Here is a 19,252-nt window from a genome sequence, read left to right on the forward strand (position 1 = left end):
CCCTGACGGTGGGTCAGAAGACGGAGAGGCCCGTCAGGGTCGTGAAGCGGTCCAGGGCGGCGACGCCCGCCACCGAGTTGCCGCGTTCGTCGAGGCCCGGGCTCCAGACACAGATCGTGCAGCGGCCGGGCACGACGGCGATGATGCCGCCGCCGACGCCGCTCTTGCCGGGCAGGCCCACGCGGTGCGCGAAGTCGCCGGCTGCGTCGTAGGTGCCGCAGGTCAGCATGACCGCGTTGATCTGCTTGGCCTGGCTGCGGGTGAGCAGGGACGAGCCGTCGGCCAGTATTCCGTGCCGGGCCAGGAATCCGGCGGCCCGCGCCAGGTCGGCGCAGGACGCGTCCAGGGAGCACTGGCGGATGTACTGGTCGAGGAGGAGCGGGACGGGGGTCCTGATGTTGCCGTACGACGCCATGAAGTGGGCGAGGGCGGCGTTGCGGTCGCTGTGGGCGGCCTCGGAGGTGGCGACCTGCTCGTTGAAGTCGAGGCCGGCGTTGCCGGACTCGGTGCGAAGGAAGGTGCGCAGCGTGTCGGCCGCGGTGCCGGTCAAGGCCTGAAGGCGGTCGGTGACGACGAGGGCGCCCGCGTTGATGAACGGGTTGCGCGGGATCCCGGCCTCGTACTCCAGCTGCACCAGGGAGTTGAACGGGTTGCCGGAAGGCTCCCGGCCGACGTGCTCCCACAGCTCCTCGCCCTCGCGGGAGAGGCACAGCGCGAGGGTGAAGACCTTGGTGATGGACTGCGTCGAGAAGGGGTGCTGCCAGTCGCCGACCCCGTACACCGAGCCGTCGAGCTCGGCGACGGCCATCCCGAAACGCTGCGGGTCGGCCGAGGCGAGGACGGGGATGTAGTCGGCCGGGCGGCCGCGGCCCGGGGTGGCCGCGATCTCGGTGGCGATGCGGTCCAGGACCGACTGAAAGGACGAGGACACGCTCAACTTGCTCCGGATTCCTGCGGCACTGCACGACTGCATCACCCTACGACAGGCGGCGCGTGGTGGTGCGCAGGCGGCGGGGCGGCGCTCGCCGGGGGCCACGCCGTGCGAGGCGACCCCGGGGGACCCGCGGGAGCGCGGCCCGTGCGACCCCGAGTGCCCGAAGCGCCCAGGCGCTCGATCCGTGCCCGGTCGTCTGTCGTGCCGGAGTGGCGGGTAGGGAGTCGTTACGTTGGGGCCCAACAGCCATACCCGGGGAGTTCCGTTGCCCGTACCCACGCTGCCGCTCAACCCCGTCGACGGCCCGCGCAGCCTTCCTCCGCTGGGCAATCTCCTCGCCTTCGGGAAGGACCCCCTGGGCTTCCTGACCCGCCTGCGCGACGACTTCGGTGACGCCGTGACCTGGTCCCTGGGGGCGAGGCGCAGCCTGTTCATCTCCCACCCCGGGCACATCCGGGAGCTGCTCGCGGCGCGCGAGGACACGTACGAGATCCTCGAAATGAGCTGGGCGCTCAAGCAGATCACCGGGCAGAGCGTCCTTCTCAGCAAGGGCGAGGACTGGCGGCGCAAGCGCTCCCTGGTCCAGCCGACCGTCCGGCCGCGCCAGGTCCGTTCGTACGCCGACGCCATGGTCGAGTGCGCCGTCGCTGCGGCCGACGGATGGCGTGACGGCGCGCGGATCGACGTCCGCAGGGAGATGGCGCTGATCACCCAGCGGATCGTCCTGCGCACCCTGTTCGGCAACGACGTCGGGCAGCAGGCCGGGGCCCTCGGCGATGCGATGGACGTGGCCGAGCAGGTGGTGGGGGCCGAGCTGCGCGGCATCGCCCTCTTCCTGCCCGCCTGGGTACGCACCCCCTCCCGGCGGCGCCTGCTCGCGGCGGTCGCCACCATCGACGGCGAAGTGCACCGGCTCATCCGGGAACGGCAGGCCCGGTCCGCCACCGGGCGACAGGACCCGACCGGCACCGAACGACCCGGCCCGGCCCACCCCGCCGAAGAGCGCGACGACCTGCTCACCAGGCTCCTCGCCGCCCGTGACGAAGAGGGCCGTCCGCTCTCGCCCAAGGAGGTGCGCAACGAGGCCGTCACCCTCTGGGCGGCCGGACATGAGACGACGTCCACGGCGTTGACCTGGGCGTTCCAGCTGCTCGCCCGTGCGCCCGAGGCCCGCGCCCGCCTGGCAGCAGAGCTCCGGGACGTGCTGGCCGGCCGGCCTCCCACCATCGACGACTACGAGCGCCTCACCTGGACCCAGCAGATCGTGAAGGAGGCCATGCGCCTCTACCCGCCGGTGTGGCTCATCCCCGCGGTCGCACGCGAGGGCGCCACGCTGGGCGGCGCCCGCATCCCGGCCGGAACCATCGTCTGGTGCAGCACGTGGACCACACACCGGGACCCGCGCTGGTTCCCGGGACCCGACCAGTTCCGCCCGGAACGCTGGGACGCCGACGCCCCGGACGAGGTGCCCGATCATGCCTGGTACCCCTTCGGCGGCGGCCCGCGCACCTGCCTCGGCGCCCGCTTCGCCCAGGTCGAGGCCGCCCTGGTCCTCGCCACGCTCGCCCAGCGCTTCCACCTGGACCTGCCCGACACGGAGGTAGCCCCACGCGTCGGCCTGCTGTTGCAGCCGGCCACCCCACTCAACGCGACCCTGCGAGGGGTCAACTGCCGTGCACAGCCCGCCAGTTGACCTGGCGGCCCATATTCGCGTGCCGGACTGGTCTCGTCCCGGCCATGGTGATCACGTCCAGGTGCGCAGGCAGCGGTTACTTCTTTGGTTGAGCGCCTTCGGGCGTCCGGGTTCGAACCCCGCACACCGCGCGCCGCCCTGATCTCTGGACCCGTACTCGGCCCCCATCGCTCACTGAGCGGCGGGGGCTTCGTGCTGCGGGGACCGGGCGCCGTAAATCGCATGCCCTGCCGGGTCTGGTCCGGTTACGGTGACCGAGCAGGGGCGCCCGGTGCGTAGGAGATGGGTACTTCGGGTTCAGTGGTCCGGGTTCGAACCCCGGCAGCCGGGAGTGATCCCGGTGGTGGTGTAAGTCAGCACGCTGGATTTACGCACCCATGGCCGATCTTGACCTCGGGCGCCCCTGCCTCGCCGCCCACCGCTGGCACTCCGGTCATTCTCTGACTATGGTCAGAGAATGGACGCAGGGCATATCGAGCGGGTACGCCGTTTCAACCGCACCGTCACCGAACGCGTGGGGGCGCTCCACGACCGCTACCTCGGCCGCGACCGCCCCATCGGCGAGGCCCGGCTCCTTTGGGAGATCGGCGAGCAGGGGCAGGACGTACGGGGACTGCGCGAGCGCCTCGGGCTCGACTCCGGGTACGTCAGCCGACTGCTGCGCTCCCTGGAGGGCGACGGGCTCGTGACGGTCGAGCCGCAGCCCCAGGACCGGCGGGTGCGTACCGTCAAGCTCACCGACGCGGGCCGCGCGGAGCGGGCCGTGCTCGACCGGCGCAGCGATGAACTGGCGGGTTCCCTGCTCGAACCGCTCAACACCGCTCAGCGCGCCCGCCTGGTCGCGGCCATGGCCGAGGTCGACCGATTGCTGACCGCCGCGACGGTCATGGTGGACGCCGTCGACCCGGACAGCCCCGACGCCAAGCACTGTCTGTTGTCGTACTTCACCGAGTTGCAGGAGCGGTTCGACACGGGCTTCGACCCGGGGCTGAGCCTGCTGCCCGACGCCGGTGAACTCCGGCCTCCCCGCGGCCTGTTCCTCGTCGCCCGGATGCACGGCGAGCCGATCGGCTGTGCCGGCCTGAAGCTGCCGGCCGGCGCCCCGGCCGAGATCAAGCGCATGTGGGTGGCGCCCGCCGCGCGAGGCCTCGGCCTCGGCCGCCGGTTCCTGACCGAGCTGGAGGCACGGGCCGCCGAGCACGGCCGTGACGTACTGCGCCTGGACACCAACAAGGCGCTCAGCGCCGCGATCGGCCTCTACCACTCGTGCGGCTTCGAGGAGGTTCCCGCCTTCAATGACGAGCCCTACGCCCACCATTGGTTCGAGAAGCGCATCTCCGAGCCCTCGCCGCGCTGACGCCAAGCCCTGCGGCCGAACGACCGCACCTGTCAGCCGCGCTGAGCCGCGACCAGTTCCGCCGCCTCCTCGTCCGTGGCCACCGAGGGCGGGGAGCCCTCCAACGGCTTGCGGGCCGTCTCCTTCATGGCGAGCGCGGCCACCAGGCCGACCAGCCCGGCCAGCATCGTGTAGAACGCCGGCATCAGGTCGTTGCCGGTGGCGCCGATCAGCCCCTGGACCACCAGCGGCGTCGTGCCGCCGAACAGCGACACCGAGATGTTGAACCCGATGGAGAGGGAGCCGTAGCGGATCGCGGTGGGGAAGAGCGCGGGCAGCGCCGAGGACATGGTGCCCAGGTAGCAGACCAGGGCGAGGCCGAGAGCGAGGAGCCCCACGAAGACCGCGGCCGTGCCGCCCTGCTTGATCAGCAGGAAGCTGGGCACCGCGAGCACGATGAAGCCGAGCGAGCCGCCGATGAGGACCGGCCTGCGGCCGACCCGGTCGGAGAGCCGGCCGACGGAGTTGATGAGCGCCATCAGGACGATCATCACGACCACGATGGACATCAGCCCGCCGGTCTCGTTGAAGCCGAGCGTCGAGAGGTACGTCGGCATGTACGAGAGCAGCATGTAGTCGGTGATGTTGAACGCGGCGACCAGTGCCAGGCAGAGCAGCATCGCCCGCCCGTTGCCGAAGAGGATGCGCTTGAGCGGCACCTTCTCGTGCTCGGCGGTGGGGGAGCCCGCCTCCTCCAGCTTCTTGAACGCGGGTGACTCGTCGAGCCTGAGTCGGAGGTAGAGGCCTACGAGCCCGAGCGGCCCCGCCACCAGGAACGGGATCCGCCAGCCCCACTGCTGCATCGCGTCGTCGCTGAGCAGCAGGGTGAGGGCGGTCACGAGCGAGGCGGCCACCGTGTAGCCGATCAGCGTGCCGAACTCCAGGAAAGAGCCCCAGAACCCGCGGCGCTTGTCGGGCGCGTACTCCGCGATGAACGTGGCGGCCCCGCCGTACTCACCACCCGTCGAGAAACCCTGGACCATGCGGCAGAGGATCAGCAGGACGGGCGCCCAGACGCCGATGGTCGCGTAGCTGGGGATCAGGCCGATGGACAGTGTCGCCGCAGCCATCATGATCATGGTGAGGGCCAGGATCTTCTTCCGGCCGACCCGGTCGCCGAGCGGCCCGAAGAACATGCCGCCGAGCGGCCTGACCAGGAACGCCGCGGCGAACGTCGCCAGTGACGCGATGACCTGCACGGTGTCGCCGGCGCCGGAGAAGAACACCTTGCCGATGATCACGGCGAGGTAGGAGTACACCCCGAAGTCGAACCACTCCATGGCGTTGCCCAGCGCCGTGGCCTTGACCGCGCGTTTGACGGCGGCCTCGTCCGTGACGGTGATGTCCGAACGGCGCAGTACGGGATTGCGTCTGCGGTGGACCGCCCGGAACAGCGAACGGTGCCTGGCGACTGCCTCGGGCGGATGATCCTCGGTGCTCAGCACGCAGTGACTCTTTCGTTAGGCGATAGAAGGGTGCGCCCTACATGGAACTACCTCGACGCGACGCGGTTGCGCGGTGAACGTCCCCAGTCGCCGGACCAAAGCCCCGGGGCGGCAGCGGGACTCAGGTCCCCAATCGCAGCAAAAGGGACTCGTGGAGCGAGGGCGGGCTCAGGGCAGCAGGCGGTCGAATCCGAACTCCGTAGGAGGAATTCCAGCAAATTTCTCCACCGCTGGCGTCGGATATCCCGGCCATCCGACCCGCCGCAAATGCGAGCGTGTTTTCCAGTCGCGCAAAGCGCGTGTCGCGGCACGCAAAAGCGAGCGTGACGCGACACGTCCGCGCCACGCTCGCCGCATTCGGCTCTCGGCCGATGCCTCAGTCCTTGAAGACGTCCTTGGCCTTTTCCTTGGCCTGCCGGGCGTCGCCCTTGGCCTGGTCGATACGCCCTTCCGCGGTGCGGCGCTCGTTGCCCACCATGCGCCCGAGCGCTTCCTTCGCCTTGCCCTTGGCCTGCTCGGCCTTCGCCTTGGCCTTCTCGTCGCTCGACATGGAAATACCTCCACATGCGGTCGATCGCGTAATCCGACATAGATACGCATCGCCGTTCCAGCGGATCTTAAACAGGCGGACTACGTAAAAGATGGCAGCGGCCCGGCCGGCGCCCGCAGGGCGTGGGCGGTGAAGTCGTCGCTCGAACTCCCCGACTGGCCACCGGAGCCCCCCGGCAGGCCCGGCCACGAGACGGTGTTCAAGGGGGCGATCTGGTACGGGGCCCAGGGCCAGCCGCACTTCGTGAGGCTGGCCGCGTCGGGCCGGCGCCCACCGATGCGATCCCAGGTCCGGGCCCACCTCGAAGTGGGCCTGCGTCCCGTCATCGATCGCGCTCGTCCCGGCCGACACCGGTAGTCGGTCCGCTGCGGAGTCATGCCTCCAACTCCCGTTGAAATACTGCTCGTTGACGACCCACACCCCGGCGATCAGGCCGCTTGGAGCTGCGTCAGCGTCTGACGCAGCTCCTCGCGCAGGGCGTGTCCCGCTGCCTCGGCGTCGCCCTCGGCGATGGCGTCCACGAGGGCGGCGTGCCCGGCGTCCCCATGGTTCGGCTCGTCGGCCCGCAGGCCGAGGAGGTCCACCAGGTCGATCAGGCCCTGGCGCAGCGCGGGGACGAATTCGGTGAACAGGGCGGTCAGGACGGGGTTGTGCGCTGCGGCGACCACGGCCGCGTGCAGGGCGATGTCGGCGTCGACGAACTCCGCGCTGCTGCCGTCCGAGGCGCTCCGCCGCCCGGCCAGCGCCGATTCGATGGCGCCGAGATCCTCATCGGTACGCCGCCGAGCCGCCAGCTGGGCCGCCTCGACCTCCATGACCATACGGACTTCGTAGACGTCGGCCACGGCTGCCCGGCGGAGCCGGCTGGACCAGTCCTCCCTGGGGCTTGTGGCGATGACGAACACGCCGGAGCCCTGGCGTGCCTGTACAAGACCCGCTCCGGCGAGCGCGCGCAGCGCTTCCCGGACCGTCGAGCGCCCGACGCCGAGGATTCGCGCGAGCGAGGTCTCGCCGGGGAGCTTCGTCCCCACGGGCCACTCCTCCCCGGCGATCTGTTCGCGCAGCCGGTCAGTGGCCTGCTCGACCAGGGGAGTTGGCCGCAGAGCGCCCAGCGGCATCCGAGGTCACCTTCTTTCAGTTCTCAGGTTGTCTGAGGAGTTCAACTGTGGTTACTGTACCGGCATGTTGCTGCACGAGCTCCTTCTCGGCTGCCGCTGCGGGGTCTGACACGACCGGCACCCCGCAGCGGGTGCCAGGCCGCGCCGGTCACCACATGGCTGACCGAAAGAAGCTCCGTCTCATGACTTCCCCCGGAACCGGGACGTTCCCCACGCTCCGCACTCCGTCCGCCGCAGTACCGCAGGACGCGCCCGCCTGGAATCCGCAGCGCCCGAGCGCGATGCCGCACTACCGATACCGGCCCGCGCACGATCGGGTCGCGCTGCCGCTGACCGACCGGACCTGGCCGTCGCGGCGGCTCGAACGGGCCCCGCTGTGGGTGCCCGTGGACCTGCGCGACGGCAACCAGGCACTCGCCGAGCCCATGGACACCGCGCGCAAGCGGCGGATGTTCGACCTCCTGGTCACCATGGGATTCAAGGAGATCGAGGTCGGCTACCCCTCGGCGAGCCAGACCGACTTCGACTTCGTACGCCATCTGGCGACGAGTGGCGCGGTACCCGAGGACGTGACCATCTCCGTCTTCACCCCGGCCCGCCGCGACCTGATCGACCGGACCATCGACTCCGTCGAAGGGCTGCCGCGCACCCTGATCCACCTCTACACCGCCACCGCGCCGGTGTGGCGGGACGTGGTCCTCGGGCGTTCCCGGGCCGAGGTGCACCGACTGATCCTGGAAGCCGGGACCCAGCTGATGCGGCGCGCCGAGCAACTGCGGGGCACCGACGTCCGGTTCGAGTTCTCACCCGAGGTCTTCAACCTCACGGAGCCGGACTTCGTCCTGGAAGTCTGCGACAGCATGACCGAGCTGTGGGAGGCGAGCCCCGACCGGCCGGTGGTGCACAATCTGCCGGCCACGGTGGAGATCGCCACGCCCAATGTGTACGCGGACCAGATCGAGTACATGCACTGCCACCTGGCGCGGCGCGACTCGGTCATCCTCTCCGTGCACCCGCACAACGACCGGGGCACCGGTGTCGCCTGCGCCGAACTCGCCGTCCTGGCCGGGGCGCAGCGCGTGGAAGGCTGCCTGTTCGGCAACGGTGAGCGGACCGGGAACGTCGACCTGGTCACGCTGGCCCTGAACCTGTACGCGCAGGGAGTGAACCCGATGATCGACTTCTCCGACATCGACGCCGTGCGCGAGGTGGTGGAGCACTGCAACCGGCTGCCGGTCCACCCGCGCCACCCCTACGGCGGCGACCTCGTCCACACCGCGTTCTCCGGAACACACCAGGACGCCATCTCCAAGGGCATGGCCCACCACACGAAGCGGGCGGCGGAGCTGGGCGTCCCGGCGCGGGAGGCGCCCTGGGAGGTGCCGTATCTGCCGATCGATCCGAGTGACATCGGGCGTACGTATGAGGAAGTCATCCGCATCAACTCCCAGTCCGGGAAGGGCGGCATCGCCCATCTGCTGCACACCCACCACGGCCTGGACCTGCCCAAGGCCATGCGCCCGGACTTCTCCCGCACGGTGCAGCGGGCCACCGACGCCGGCGGCCGGGAGCTCTCGCACAAGGACCTGTGGGAACTGTTCCGCACCACCTACATCACACCCGGTGCGGATGGTCCCTGCACGCTGGTCTCCTGGGAGACGGGCGAAGTCCGGCCGGGCGAGCACGAGTTCAGCTGCGTCCTGCGCAGGGACGGTGGGGAGCGCACGCTGTACGGAACCGGCAACGGGCCGCTGTCGGCCTTCACCGATGCCCTCGCGACGGCCGGGATCGCGGTCGACATCCTCACCTACGCCGAGCACTCCACAGGCACCGGGCCGGGCAGCCCCGCCGTCGCCTACGCAGAATGCCGGGTGGGTGACGTCATGTGCTGGGGTGCGGGCTGGGACACCTCCATCCTCTCGGCCTCGGTCCACGCGGTGATGGCCGCCGTCAACCGTGCCGGGCGGGGCTGACCATGGACGCGACCCCCGTGATCCGGGTGAAGAACGTCGACGTCGTCCGCGACGGCAAGCCGATTCTGCGCGACGTGTCGCTGACCGTACGGCCGGGAGAGCACTGGGCGCTGCTCGGCGCCAACGGCGCGGGCAAGAGCACGCTGCTCAGCCTTCTCGGAGCGCTCGTGCACCCCACCCGGGGCACCGTCGAGGTCCTGGGACACGCACTCGGCCGAGTCGACATGCGCCAACTGCGCACGTACATCGGCCATGTCGACCCACGGCATGCGGTGCGCTCTCCTCTCAAGGTCCGTGATGTGGTGCTGACCGGGCTGACGAATACGAGTGAGTGGGTGCCGCGCTGGACGCCCACGGCGGAGCAGGCCGCGCGGGCCGAGCAGCTCATCGCTCTGCTCGGCCTCGCCGAACGGCACGAGGCCCGGTGGCCGACCCTGTCCCAGGGCGAAAGAGGCCGGGCGCTGATCGCGCGGGCCCTCATGCCGAGCCCCCGCCTGCTCCTGCTCGACGAGCCGGCGACCGGCCTCGACGTCGCCGGACGGGAGCAGCTCATCGAACGCGTCGACGCGCTCCAACGCGCCGACCAGGAACTGTCGTCGGTCCTGGTCACCCACCACCTGGAGGAACTTCCGCCGGGCACGACCCACGTGATGCTGCTGCGCGAGGGCCGCGCGCTGGCCCTTGGCCCGGCGGAGGACATCCTGACCAGCGACCAGGTGAGCACGTGCTTCGCCCACCCGATCCACCTAACCCGCGCGGACGGCCGCTGGAACGTGAGGGCGGGCCGGGAGGCCCGGGAGCGGGTGGGCTGACGGGGGCTAGGGGCGCACGCCGGTTGGTGTGACAACGGCCCTCGCGCAGGAGGCGGGTGTTCCTCTCAGCCGCGGCCGAAGAGGCGCTTCAAGCGGCCCGGGCGGGGTGTGGCCGGTTCGGCGGGACTGTTCCGGGGAGCCCGCTCCGCGGTGGCCTCGTCGACGGGCCGCGGTGGTGTCTGTTCGAGGGCTGCGCTGATTCCCGCCTCCTCCTCGGCGTCGTGTGCGACCATGGCGCGGGCCAGATCCAGCGCGGAATCGTCCCCCCAAGGGCAGCAGAGCATCAGCGCGCACATCGACTGAAGCATCGTCACCTCGCGCTGCCGGGCGCTGGTGCCCACGTCGAGGAGGCGCTCCAGCAGCCGCATCCCGATGTCGGCGCGGGTGTCGGGGGTCGTCCACGCGACGGCGACCAGGGCGAAGGCGGCCGCCTCATTGACCCAGTCCTCGGAGCCGAGGAGCAGATCGAGCAGCACCCGGCGGCGTTCCGACTCCGCCCAGGGCTGGTCCGTGCGGTGGTGGGCGATGCCGAGGCAGGCGAAGGCCTGCACGGCGCGGACCCACAGCTCGGGCTGATGGGCGAGGAGCGCGCGCCCCAACTCGTCCTCGCGCGGCGCCGGCGGGTGGGCGAGCACGCCGAGCAGGTCGGCCAGCGGAAGTCCCGCGAGGCGGACCGCGTGGTCGTACGCGGCGGGCATCGTGGGCCACGTGATCTCGGCGGAGGCCCGGATCAGTTCGGCCGCCTCGGCCGTTGGGGCCGGGACGGCGGGGCGCGGGAGGAGACCGTCGTACTCCCATATGCGTGTGGCGACTTCGCGCAGCGGTCGACGCGGGTCGGGTTCGGGCAGCGACTGGTACTCGACCGTGGCGCGCGGGAAGGCGAGCCGCATCGCCAGCTGCGAGCTGGGCGGCTCCAACTGGGAAGCGGTACACGCGATTTCGTTGTCCCGGCTGCTGCTGGGCGAGCTCAGGAACTGGTGGAGGACGTTGACGGTCGCCTCCATGGCGGAGTGGACCATGCCCAGCCAGGGCCGCTGCCGGCTGAGCCGGGCCAGCAGATCGGCCGCGTAGTCGTGGTCGGGGTGAGCGCGGTAGTGGTCGGACAGGGCGAGGAGATGCGCGATGTTCCCGTCGATCTGGTGGCGCAGGCCGTGCAGCGCCGGGGCCGCCTTGGGGTGGTCCGGCTCGGCGGCAAGGACCCGCTCCAGCCAGGGCAGTCCCTCGGCCGGGCGCCCGGTGGCGGCGTACAGCTCGGCCACGTCCACTGCCAGGTAGTTGTCGAACTCCTGGGCCAGCTGCGCTTCCCAGACCACGAGGGCCTCGTCGGGGCGGCCGTCCGAGCGCAGGGCGTTGCCGAGCATCACGGCGGGCAGGTATCCCGGGCCGGTCCGCCGGGCGTGCTCGGCGAGCCGGACGGCCTCGGCCGTGTCGCCGAGCCGCCGCACGAGGCCGGAGGCCATCGCCGACAGCAGGACGTGGTCCGGGTGACGCGCGGCGACGGCCCGCACCAACTGCTCGAACGGCCGCACCGCGGGCCGCTGTTCCTCGGGCAGCGGGTCCGGCAGATGCCCCGCGACCCGGGACACGGACTGCGCCAGCGCGTCCGGGCTGAGCACCCGGGCCAGTGCGGGATCGGTGAGCCAGGCCGCGTCGGCCCAGGGCGTGCCGGGTGCGAAGCCGATGGCCGAGGCGATGAGCCCGACCGCGGTGTCCCGGTCCCCTGCGGCCGCCTCGACGTGGGCCCGGCAGACCAGCGTGCCCAGGTACGTGTCCCCTTCGAGGGGGAAGAGGTCCCGGGCCGCGGCGGCGCCGCCCGCCTTCGCGCACAGCTCCGCCAGGGCCTCGTGCAACTCGGGCAGTTGCGGCTCGCCGAGCATGGCGTCGGCCAGGTGCTTCGCCGCGTGGGGGAGGTCGTCGCTGTGGAGGGCGAGCCTGGCCACCGACACCTCTCCCTCCGCCGCCAGCCGTTCGTCGCCGCACTCCGGGTGCTGCATGCCCCACTCCCCACCTGAAACCAAGACCGTGTCGAGCGCAGAGGTTATCCGCAGGGCCCGAGCTGCCCGGACAGGGGGCCACGGCCACGGTCGCAAAACGGTTTGACGCTCGGCCGCACCCGGCGGTGGGATGGCGGCCCATGAGCGCAGAGCAGATGCATCACGGTCAGCACCCCGTGGACGACGACCTCGTACGGGCGCTGATCGCCGGGCAGTTGCCGCAGTGGGCCGGGCTCGCGGTGGAGCGGTTTCCGTCCGGCGGGACCGTCAACGCCATGTATCGCCTGGGCGACGACATGGTCGTACGGCTGCCGCTGGTCGAGGGCGGGGCCCCGGACGTGGCGCTGGAGCAGGAGTGGCTGCCTCGCCTCGCGCCACTGCTGCCCACTGCCATTCCCGAGGTGGTCGGCGTCGGGGAGCCGGCTGAGGGGTATCCGTGGCCATGGTCGGTGTACCGGTGGCTGGGCGGAGAGACCCCCGAAGCCGGGGCGCTCACCGAGCCGGTACTCGTCGCCAGGGATCTCGCCGGATTCGTGACGGCGATGCGGAGCATCACCCTGCTTGGGGCGCCAACAGCACACCGGGGAGGGGGACTTGGGTCGCTCGACACCGACACCCGCGCGGCGATCGAGCAGCTTCGGGCGATTCCGGAGGAGGGCATCGACTGCGATGCCGTGGCGGCCGTGTGGGAGGACGCCGTGCGGGCCCCGGGCTGGGGCGGCCCGCCGGTGTGGCTGCACGCCGATCTCATGCCGGGCAACCTCCTGGTGGACGCGGGCAGGCTCACCGCAGTGATCGACTTCGGCTGCCTGGGGATGGGCGACCCGGCCTGCGATCTGTTCCCCGCGTGGAACCTGCTCCCGCCCGGTGCGAGGCGGGTCTTCCGCGAGGCCGTCGGTGTGGACGACGCGACCTGGAACCGCGGCCGGGCGCGAGCGCTCTCCCAGGCGCTGATCGCGCTGCCCTACTACCGCACGACGAACCCGGCGATGGCGCACAACGCCCGCCATGTGATCCGCGAAGTCCTGGCTGAGTAACTGACGTGCTGTGTGCGGGAGTTGAGAGCGCGCGGTGGCGCCCCGGGCGGGTCGTCGACCTGTCCGGGGCGCGGCGGGCTCAGGCGAGCGGCTTCTCCAGGACGGACTTGCGGTGGCTGAACGTCTCGATCGAGTAGCGGCCGTGGTAGCTGCCCATGCCGCTCTCGCCGACTCCGCCGAACGGCAGGTCGGAGACGGTCAGATGGGCGAGCGGCAGGCCGAACCCGAGGCCTCCGGACGACGTCTCGGCGGCCAGGCGCTCGCGCGTGGTGTCCGAGTCGGTGAAGGCGTACAGGGCCAGCGGCTTGTCGCGGTCGTTGATGAACTCGATGGCCTCGTCCAGGCCCGCCACCGTGACGATCGGCAGGATCGGGCCGAAGATCTCCTCCCGCATGACCGGCGCCTTGGGGTCGACGTCGGCCAGGACGGTGGGCGCGATGTACTTGGTGGCCCGGTCGGTGGCGCCGCCGGTCACGGCACGGCCCGAGTCGAGCAGCGAGCTGAGCCGGTCGAAGTGCCGCTCGTTGACGATCCGGCCGTACTCCTTGGAGCTCTGCGGCTCGGCGCCGAACAGTGCCTCGACGGCGCGGGCGAACAGGGGCTCCAGAGAGCGGGCGGTCTCCGGGTCGGTCAGGACGTAGTCGGGCGCGACACAGGTCTGGCCGGCGTTGAGGAACTTGCCCCGGGCCAGCCGGTCGGCGACGACGGACAGGTCGGCGCCGCGGTCGACGAATGCCGGGGACTTGCCGCCCAGTTCGAGGGTGACCGGGGTGAGATGCTCGGCGGCGGCCCGCATCACGATGCGGCCGACCGTGCCGTTGCCGGTGTAGAAGATGTGGTCGAAGCGCTCGGCGAGCAGCGCGGTGGTCTCGGGTACGGCGCCTTCGACGACGGCGACCGCGGCGGTGTCGAGGTACTGCGGGAGCAGGCGGGCGATGGCCGCGGAGGCGGCGGGGGCCAGCTCGCTGGGCTTGACGACGACCGCGTTCCCGGAGGCCAGCGCGCCGAGCATCGGGGTCAGCAGGAGCTGGACCGGATAGTTCCAGGGAGCGATGACGAGGACCACGCCCAACGGGTCGTACTGCGTCCAGGCCGACGCGTCCGGGCCGAGGTGCGCGGGAACCGGGGCGGACTCCGGCCGCAGCCACTCGGCGAGGTGCTCCAGGGTGTGGTCGATCTCGCGAATCGTGAAGTCGATCTCGGTACGGAAGGCTTCGGTCGAGCTCTTGCCCAGGTCGGCGTGGAGGGCTTCCGCGAGGTCGGCGCCGTGGATCGTGAGCATCTCGCGCAGCCGGCGCAGCTGGGTGGTGCGCCACTCGACGGGCTTGGTGCGGCCGGAGCGGAAGGTGGCACGCAGCCGGGCGACGATCTCGGCGGGCTGCTCGGGGGTGTGGTCGTTCACGGTGCCTCGCTGATCAGTGCCGACCCGACCGCCGGGAGGGCGGTGAGGTCGAGCCGATTGGTTCGATGCATATGCCAACCATTGAGGTTCGTAAATAAATTCCGGATCGACGGAGATCGACGGAAAATACTTTGCGTGACGGGTCCGGTACGGGCGCGGGGCAACCGGCGGGACGATCCCTGATCTACATGTGGGGCCGGCCGTAGTACCGCCCGAACTGCTCCAGGTAGGAGGGCTCACCGGCATGTTTGGCCGCGTCGTACTCGGGAGCGCTTCGGATCTCGTCCTTGGTCCGGTTCACGTGGACGGTTTCCGTGCCGGCCTCGATGCGCTCGATGGTTCCGACCGGCAGGAGTACGTGCTTGCCGAAGATCCACGCTCCGGTGTCGACCACGAGGTGGGCGGCGTCGACGGCTTCGGAGTGCTTGTCGATCTTCCCGATGTGACCGTCGGTGGCTTCCACCCGGTAGCCGACGAGGTCAACTCCCGCCCGGTACCCGGCAGTTGGCTGAAACTTCCAGATCTCGTCGCTCACCATCGTGCCTCTCCGGTGCGGGTGGACGGGCCGTCGCTGATTGCCGTGAACGTACGTCGGCGGCGCGAGTGCCGCCACCTCGGCCACCATGCGCCCGCTCACACAGTGTGACGTTCCGGGGTGCGGACCGTGCGGGTGTGGGGTCACGATGGAAGGCGCTCCAGGGCCGGCCACCGTCCGACGGTGACTCCGGCGCCCGGAGGGGCGTCGACACCGCCACACCTTCCTCGTCCTTCGTCCGATCCCGGAGCAGATGATGCTGTCGCCCCACTGGTACGTCGTCCATGAACTCCTGGCCCTCCTGCGCAGCCGGGAACGCAGGGCCGCCCAGTCGCCGTGGGACGCCCGCGCGCGACAGGCGCGGGACGACGCGGCGTACACACTGTGCGTCCTGATGGGGGAGCGGACCACCGCCGCCGCCGTGGAGGCGGCCGAGCGGCATCTCGCACACAGCCGCGGTGTGGTGCTGCCGAACGTTGCCCTGGCCCCGGACCGGGCTGTCTGACGAGCGCGGGCTATGCCCTGGTCGGGAGGTAGGGGCCGGGGCCCTTGAGGGTGCGGTGGATGGGGACGGTCGCCGTGTGGCGCAGGCCGGGCAGGGTGGCCACCGACTCGGTGAGGTAGCGGTAGAAGAGCTGCGCCGTCGGGACGTCGATGCTGGCGTACAGGTTGGCCGTGCCGGTCACGGCGGCGGCGAAGGACACCTGCGGGTGCGCGGCGAGCGCCTCGCCGGCCTCCGCCAGGCGGGACGGGTCGATCTCCAGCCACAGGGCCGCCCGGAAGTTCCGCTGCAGGACGTCCGGGTGGTACTCGACGTCGAAGTAGAGGACCCCGGCCGTTCTGAGTTCCGTGATGCGACGGCGCACCGTCGAGGGCGACAGGCCGGTCGCGGCGGCCAGTTCACCGGGCGCCGCCCGGCCGTCCCGCGCCAGCAGATCGAGCAGCTGCCGGTCGCTGTCGTCCAGCGTCACCGCGGGTGTGTCGGCCGTGGCCCGCACCGGGGCGAGGGGAGGCGTGAGTTGTGCGACCTGCGCGGCTGTCAGAGGTCCGCTCTTGTTGATGGTGCCGAGGTCCTGGCCGAAGAAGACGTGCAACAGGCAGTGCGCCGAGACGTCCAGCACCTGAGGTGTGCGCGGCAGCTTCTGCAGCAGCGGTGACTCCTCGATGCCGGCGCCCCGGGTCCGCACCGAGCAGGAGATCTCGGTGCCGCCCGAGCTGAGGTTGACCCACGTGGTGTCCGTGCGCCGGGCCATCGCCGCGCCGATCGAAGCCGCCGCATCGGGGGTGCACCGTACGCGCACGACCCACGGGGAGTCGCCGAGCCGCTGCGGGTCGGTCAGGCCCAGGACCCGCAGCTTGCCGGCGGAGCGCAGTCTCGACCAGCGCCGGGCGGCCGTCTGGTCGGACACCCCGAGGGCGTCGGCGATCTCGCGGAACGAGGCCCGGCCGTTGATCTGAAGGGCATGCGCGAGCGCCAGGTCCTCCTCCGACAGTTCGCGATCCGTGCGGTCGAGGGTGTCGAGATACGTCTTCACAGGACCCATGATGTCGGATCCGGGCAGAGTGCCAGCCGTGGCTCATGGGAATCGCCTGCGGTACCCAAGACTCGCTCACAGGGGCCACGCCGCGATCAAGAGCGCGATTCAGGCCCCCGACACCTGCTCGATCCGATCGGAGAACCTGACATGCGCAAGTGGTGGCCCCTGACGGCGGTCTGCCTTGGCGCCTTCATCCTGCTGGTGGACGTGACCATCGTGAACGTGGCACTGCCCAGCATGGCTGACGACCTCGACGCCTCCTTCACCTCGTTGCAATGGGTGATCGACGGATACGCCCTGGCCCTCGCCGCCCTGCTCCTTGCCTCCGGCTCCCTCGCGGACCGGTTCGGCCACCGGCGGTTCTACGTCTACGGCCTGGCCCTCTTCGCCGCGGCCTCCCTGGTGTGCGGCCTCGCACCCAGCGTGGGCGTGCTGATCGCCGCCCGCGTGGTGCAGGGCATCGGCGGCGCCGCCATGTTCGCCACGGCTCCCGCCCTCCTGCTCGCCTCGTACCAGGGCAGGGACCGGGGTACGGCCTTCGGGGTGTGGGGCGCGGCCAACGGAGCCGCCGCCGCGGCCGGCCCGCTGCTCGGCGGTCTGCTCACCGAGCACATCAGCTGGCCGACGATCTTCTGGGTCAATCTGCCCATCGCGGCCGTCGCCATCGCCATGACACTGCGCGTGGTCCGGCCCGACCAGCCCCGTACGGCATCCGCGAAAGCCCGTGTCGACCTGGCCGGGGCGACCGCCTTCACCGTCGCCGCGGGCAGCCTCACCTACGGACTCATCCGTGGCGGGGAGGCGGGCTGGACCGGGGCCGAGACCCTGGCGACGTTCGCCGTCACCGCCCTGGCGCTCGTCGCGTTCGTGGTGATCGAGCACCGTACGGCGCGACGCGGCGGCGCCCCGATGCTGGACCTGGCGCTCCTGCGCCGGCCGTCGTTCGCGGGTCTGATGAGCGGCGCGCTGCTGCTCCAGGGCAGCGCCTTCGGCTGTCTGGTCCTGGTCTCGCTGTGGCTTCAGTCCGTACTGGGGCTCAGCCCGGTCGCGGCGGGCCTTGCGCTGACCCCGCTGGCCGCGGCGTCCTTCGTCGTGGCCGTCTTCGCCGGACGCCACATCCAGCGCCTTGCCCCGCGCGTGCCGATCGGTGCGGGACTGCTCCTCGTCGCGGCGGGCATGCTGTTGCTGCGCGCCGGGATGACCGCCGACGCGGGGCGGGCCTCCCTCCTGTGGGGCCTCGTGGTCACCGGTATCGGGGTGGGTCTGGCCACGCCGGTGCTCGTCTCGGCCGCCACCTCGACCGTGCCGCCCCAGCGGGCGGGCATGGCGGGCGGTGCGGTCAACACGTTCCGCCAGCTGGGCATGACTCTGGCCATCGCCGTCCTCGGCGCCGTCTTCACCAACCGCGCGGCCGCCCTGCTCGCCGACTCCGGCACGGTGCCCGACGCCGGCCAGGGCGCGGCCGCGCTGGCCGCGGGTCAGGCGCAGCACCTCGTCGACGCGGCACCCGCCGCACATCACGACGCGGCGCAGCGCCTCGTGCACCAGGCCTTCGCGACCGGCCTCGACCGCGTCTTCCTGCTGTCGGCCATCGCGGCGGCCCTCGGCGGGCTGATCGTCCTGGCGCTCGTACGACCGCCGGCCCGGGCGGCCACGGGCGTGACCGGCGGCGGCCCCTCGGCGGCGTCGGCGCCCAGCCCCCGGCGGGATTCGGTGTCGACGGGGGTGTGACCGGGCCCGACCTCTCAGCAGGTCAACAGGCCCTGCACATCAGCGAGTTCGGGGACCGACGAACACGATGACGGAGGCCACCTGCTCCCGCTTGGGGTGGGTGTCCGCGCCGCCGAGACCGTAGTGGGTTTCTACGCGCTCGACGACGAGGGGATGGCCCGTGAGCCACAGGGTGACGGTCTGCCCGACGGCCGGGATGGGCAACGGGCCCTCGAACATGGCGAGTTCGACCGCCTCGGCGCCGTCCGTCGTATGGACGAACGTCATGATCTGACGGGTGCGCGTGAAGTCCTGCTCGAAGTCGACCTTGTCGCGGGCGGCCAGGGTGGAGGTGATGGCATCGGGAAGGCTCATGGGGTCATCATCGCGTCCCGTCCGCCCGCGCAGGGTCCCCAAGCCCCTGGCCGATCTCGGCCAGGGGCTTCGGATCGCCCGCCCACAGCCATCGGGGGTACGTGCCCGAACCGATCAGGAATGGAGAAGCGCGGCCACCGGGCCGCAATTAGCGTGGTCGTCATGAGGCACACCGGGGCGGTGTGACCCACGAATCCAGGAGCGATCATGACCACCACCGGCTCTTCCACCCAGGGCATCAAGACCGTGCTGCACCCCGTCTCCGACCTGGCGGCGGCCAAGGCGGTGTACACCGCTCTGCTCGGCGTGGCGCCGCAGAGCGACGAGCCGTACTACGTCGGCTACGAGGCCGAGGGACAGCAGATCGGGCTGGTCCCGGGCGGCGCGGAGCAGGGCATGACCGGGCCGGCGGCGTACTGGCACGTGCCGGACATCGAGGCGAAGCTCGCCGAGGTGACCGCCGCGGGAGCCAAGGTGAAGGACTCCCCGCGCGACGTGGGCGGCGGCCGCCTGGTGGCCACCTTCACCGACCCCGACGGCAACGTCCTCGGGGTGCTCCAGGACCGATGAGCGCGGACCGCCCGCCGGCCGGAGCGGCGCCGCCCCGCCCCGGCCGGTCCCGCGGACCACGCCGGACCATTGCCGCGGCCGCGGCGACGAAGTAGAACCGTACGTACTGCCCGCACGTGCTCGCGGCGCCGGGCGGACCGGGTCGGGCGACACCGGCGGGAACCGCGCAC

General features: G+C 71.4%; 17 protein-coding genes. 8 read left to right on the plus strand and 9 right to left on the minus strand.

The features are described 5' to 3' along the window. Positions 1–13: 13 nt before the first annotated feature. Entirely contained in the window at positions 14–931 is a 918-nt protein-coding gene (locus tag OHA17_RS37370; protein WP_406510207.1) for a glutaminase, read from the minus strand. Positions 932–1,199: 268 nt separating this feature from the next. On the opposite strand from OHA17_RS37370, the gene OHA17_RS37375 reads away from it, so the two are divergent. Together OHA17_RS37375 and OHA17_RS37380 are read left to right on the plus strand one after the other, a co-directional pair. Continuing rightward, complete coding sequence (locus OHA17_RS37375) at positions 1,200–2,627, plus strand: cytochrome P450 (protein ID WP_406510208.1); 1,428 nt, start codon at positions 1,200–1,202, stop codon at positions 2,625–2,627. 457 nt (positions 2,628–3,084) lie between these two features. After that, positions 3,085–3,984: a GNAT family N-acetyltransferase gene (locus OHA17_RS37380; RefSeq protein WP_406510209.1), complete on the plus strand. Its 900-nt coding sequence runs from the start codon at positions 3,085–3,087 to the stop codon at positions 3,982–3,984. 32 nt (positions 3,985–4,016) lie between these two features. Here the strand turns inward: OHA17_RS37380 and proP are convergent, their stop codons facing one another. The 3 genes from proP to OHA17_RS37395 all read right to left on the minus strand — a co-directional run bounded on the left by proP (position 4,017) and on the right by OHA17_RS37395 (position 7,136). After that, positions 4,017–5,468 (minus strand): glycine betaine/L-proline transporter ProP, encoded by a 1,452-nt coding sequence (gene proP, locus OHA17_RS37385; RefSeq protein ID WP_406510210.1) that lies wholly within the window; start codon positions 5,466–5,468, stop codon positions 4,017–4,019. Positions 5,469–5,844: 376 nt separating this feature from the next. Then, on the minus strand, positions 5,845–6,018 hold the full coding sequence (locus OHA17_RS37390; RefSeq protein WP_398877004.1) for a CsbD family protein: 174 nt from the start codon (positions 6,016–6,018) through the stop codon (positions 5,845–5,847). A gap of 428 nt (positions 6,019–6,446) precedes the next feature. Next, positions 6,447–7,136: a FadR/GntR family transcriptional regulator gene (locus tag OHA17_RS37395; RefSeq protein WP_406510211.1), complete on the minus strand. Its 690-nt coding sequence runs from the start codon at positions 7,134–7,136 to the stop codon at positions 6,447–6,449. Between the two features lie 182 nt (positions 7,137–7,318). On the opposite strand from OHA17_RS37395, the gene leuA reads away from it, so the two are divergent. Then, positions 7,319–9,109: a 2-isopropylmalate synthase gene (gene leuA, locus OHA17_RS37400; RefSeq protein WP_406510212.1), complete on the plus strand. Its 1,791-nt coding sequence runs from the start codon at positions 7,319–7,321 to the stop codon at positions 9,107–9,109. Positions 9,110–9,111: 2 nt separating this feature from the next. Beyond that, entirely contained in the window at positions 9,112–9,921 is an 810-nt protein-coding gene (locus OHA17_RS37405; RefSeq protein ID WP_406510213.1) for an ABC transporter ATP-binding protein, read from the plus strand. Positions 9,922–9,986: 65 nt separating this feature from the next. Here OHA17_RS37405 and OHA17_RS37410 read toward each other — a convergent pair whose 3' ends face one another. Beyond that, complete coding sequence (locus OHA17_RS37410) at positions 9,987–11,915, minus strand: hypothetical protein (protein WP_406510214.1); 1,929 nt, start codon at positions 11,913–11,915, stop codon at positions 9,987–9,989. 140 nt (positions 11,916–12,055) lie between these two features. On the opposite strand from OHA17_RS37410, the gene OHA17_RS37415 reads away from it, so the two are divergent. Then, a complete protein-coding gene (locus tag OHA17_RS37415; protein ID WP_406510215.1) occupies positions 12,056–12,952 on the plus strand; it encodes an aminoglycoside phosphotransferase family protein in 897 nt (298 codons plus the stop codon). A gap of 79 nt (positions 12,953–13,031) precedes the next feature. On the opposite strand, the gene OHA17_RS37420 is transcribed toward OHA17_RS37415, so the two are convergent. Both OHA17_RS37420 and OHA17_RS37425 read right to left on the minus strand, forming a co-directional pair. Then, positions 13,032–14,354 carry an aldehyde dehydrogenase family protein gene (locus tag OHA17_RS37420; protein ID WP_406510216.1) on the minus strand — a complete coding sequence of 441 codons (1,323 nt, stop codon included), beginning with the start codon at positions 14,352–14,354 and terminating at the stop codon, positions 13,032–13,034. Between the two features lie 184 nt (positions 14,355–14,538). Beyond that, positions 14,539–14,991 carry a PRC-barrel domain-containing protein gene (locus OHA17_RS37425; protein ID WP_406510217.1) on the minus strand — a complete coding sequence of 151 codons (453 nt, stop codon included), beginning with the start codon at positions 14,989–14,991 and terminating at the stop codon, positions 14,539–14,541. Positions 14,992–15,142: 151 nt separating this feature from the next. Between OHA17_RS37425 and OHA17_RS37430 the strand changes: the two genes are divergently transcribed. Next, positions 15,143–15,394: a DUF5133 domain-containing protein gene (locus OHA17_RS37430; RefSeq protein WP_398876995.1), complete on the plus strand. Its 252-nt coding sequence runs from the start codon at positions 15,143–15,145 to the stop codon at positions 15,392–15,394. Between the two features lie 10 nt (positions 15,395–15,404). Here the strand turns inward: OHA17_RS37430 and OHA17_RS37435 are convergent, their stop codons facing one another. Continuing rightward, positions 15,405–16,424, minus strand: coding sequence for an Lrp/AsnC family transcriptional regulator (locus tag OHA17_RS37435; RefSeq protein ID WP_406510218.1), 1,020 nt, complete (start codon positions 16,422–16,424; stop codon positions 15,405–15,407). A gap of 150 nt (positions 16,425–16,574) precedes the next feature. On the opposite strand from OHA17_RS37435, the gene OHA17_RS37440 reads away from it, so the two are divergent. Next, positions 16,575–18,158 (plus strand): MFS transporter, encoded by a 1,584-nt coding sequence (locus OHA17_RS37440; protein WP_406510219.1) that lies wholly within the window; start codon positions 16,575–16,577, stop codon positions 18,156–18,158. A gap of 39 nt (positions 18,159–18,197) precedes the next feature. On the opposite strand, the gene OHA17_RS37445 is transcribed toward OHA17_RS37440, so the two are convergent. Then, the gene (locus tag OHA17_RS37445; RefSeq protein ID WP_406510220.1) at positions 18,198–18,512 is read right to left on the minus strand and encodes a hypothetical protein; all 315 of its coding nucleotides are present in this window, start codon (positions 18,510–18,512) and stop codon (positions 18,198–18,200) included. A 207-nt stretch (positions 18,513–18,719) separates the two neighbouring features. On the opposite strand from OHA17_RS37445, the gene OHA17_RS37450 reads away from it, so the two are divergent. Continuing rightward, positions 18,720–19,082 (plus strand): VOC family protein, encoded by a 363-nt coding sequence (locus OHA17_RS37450; RefSeq protein WP_406510221.1) that lies wholly within the window; start codon positions 18,720–18,722, stop codon positions 19,080–19,082. Positions 19,083–19,252: the final 170 nt, after the last annotated feature.

Source organism: Streptomyces sp. NBC_00212 (genome assembly GCF_045206365.1).
Taxonomy (GTDB): domain Bacteria; phylum Actinomycetota; class Actinomycetes; order Streptomycetales; family Streptomycetaceae; genus Streptomyces.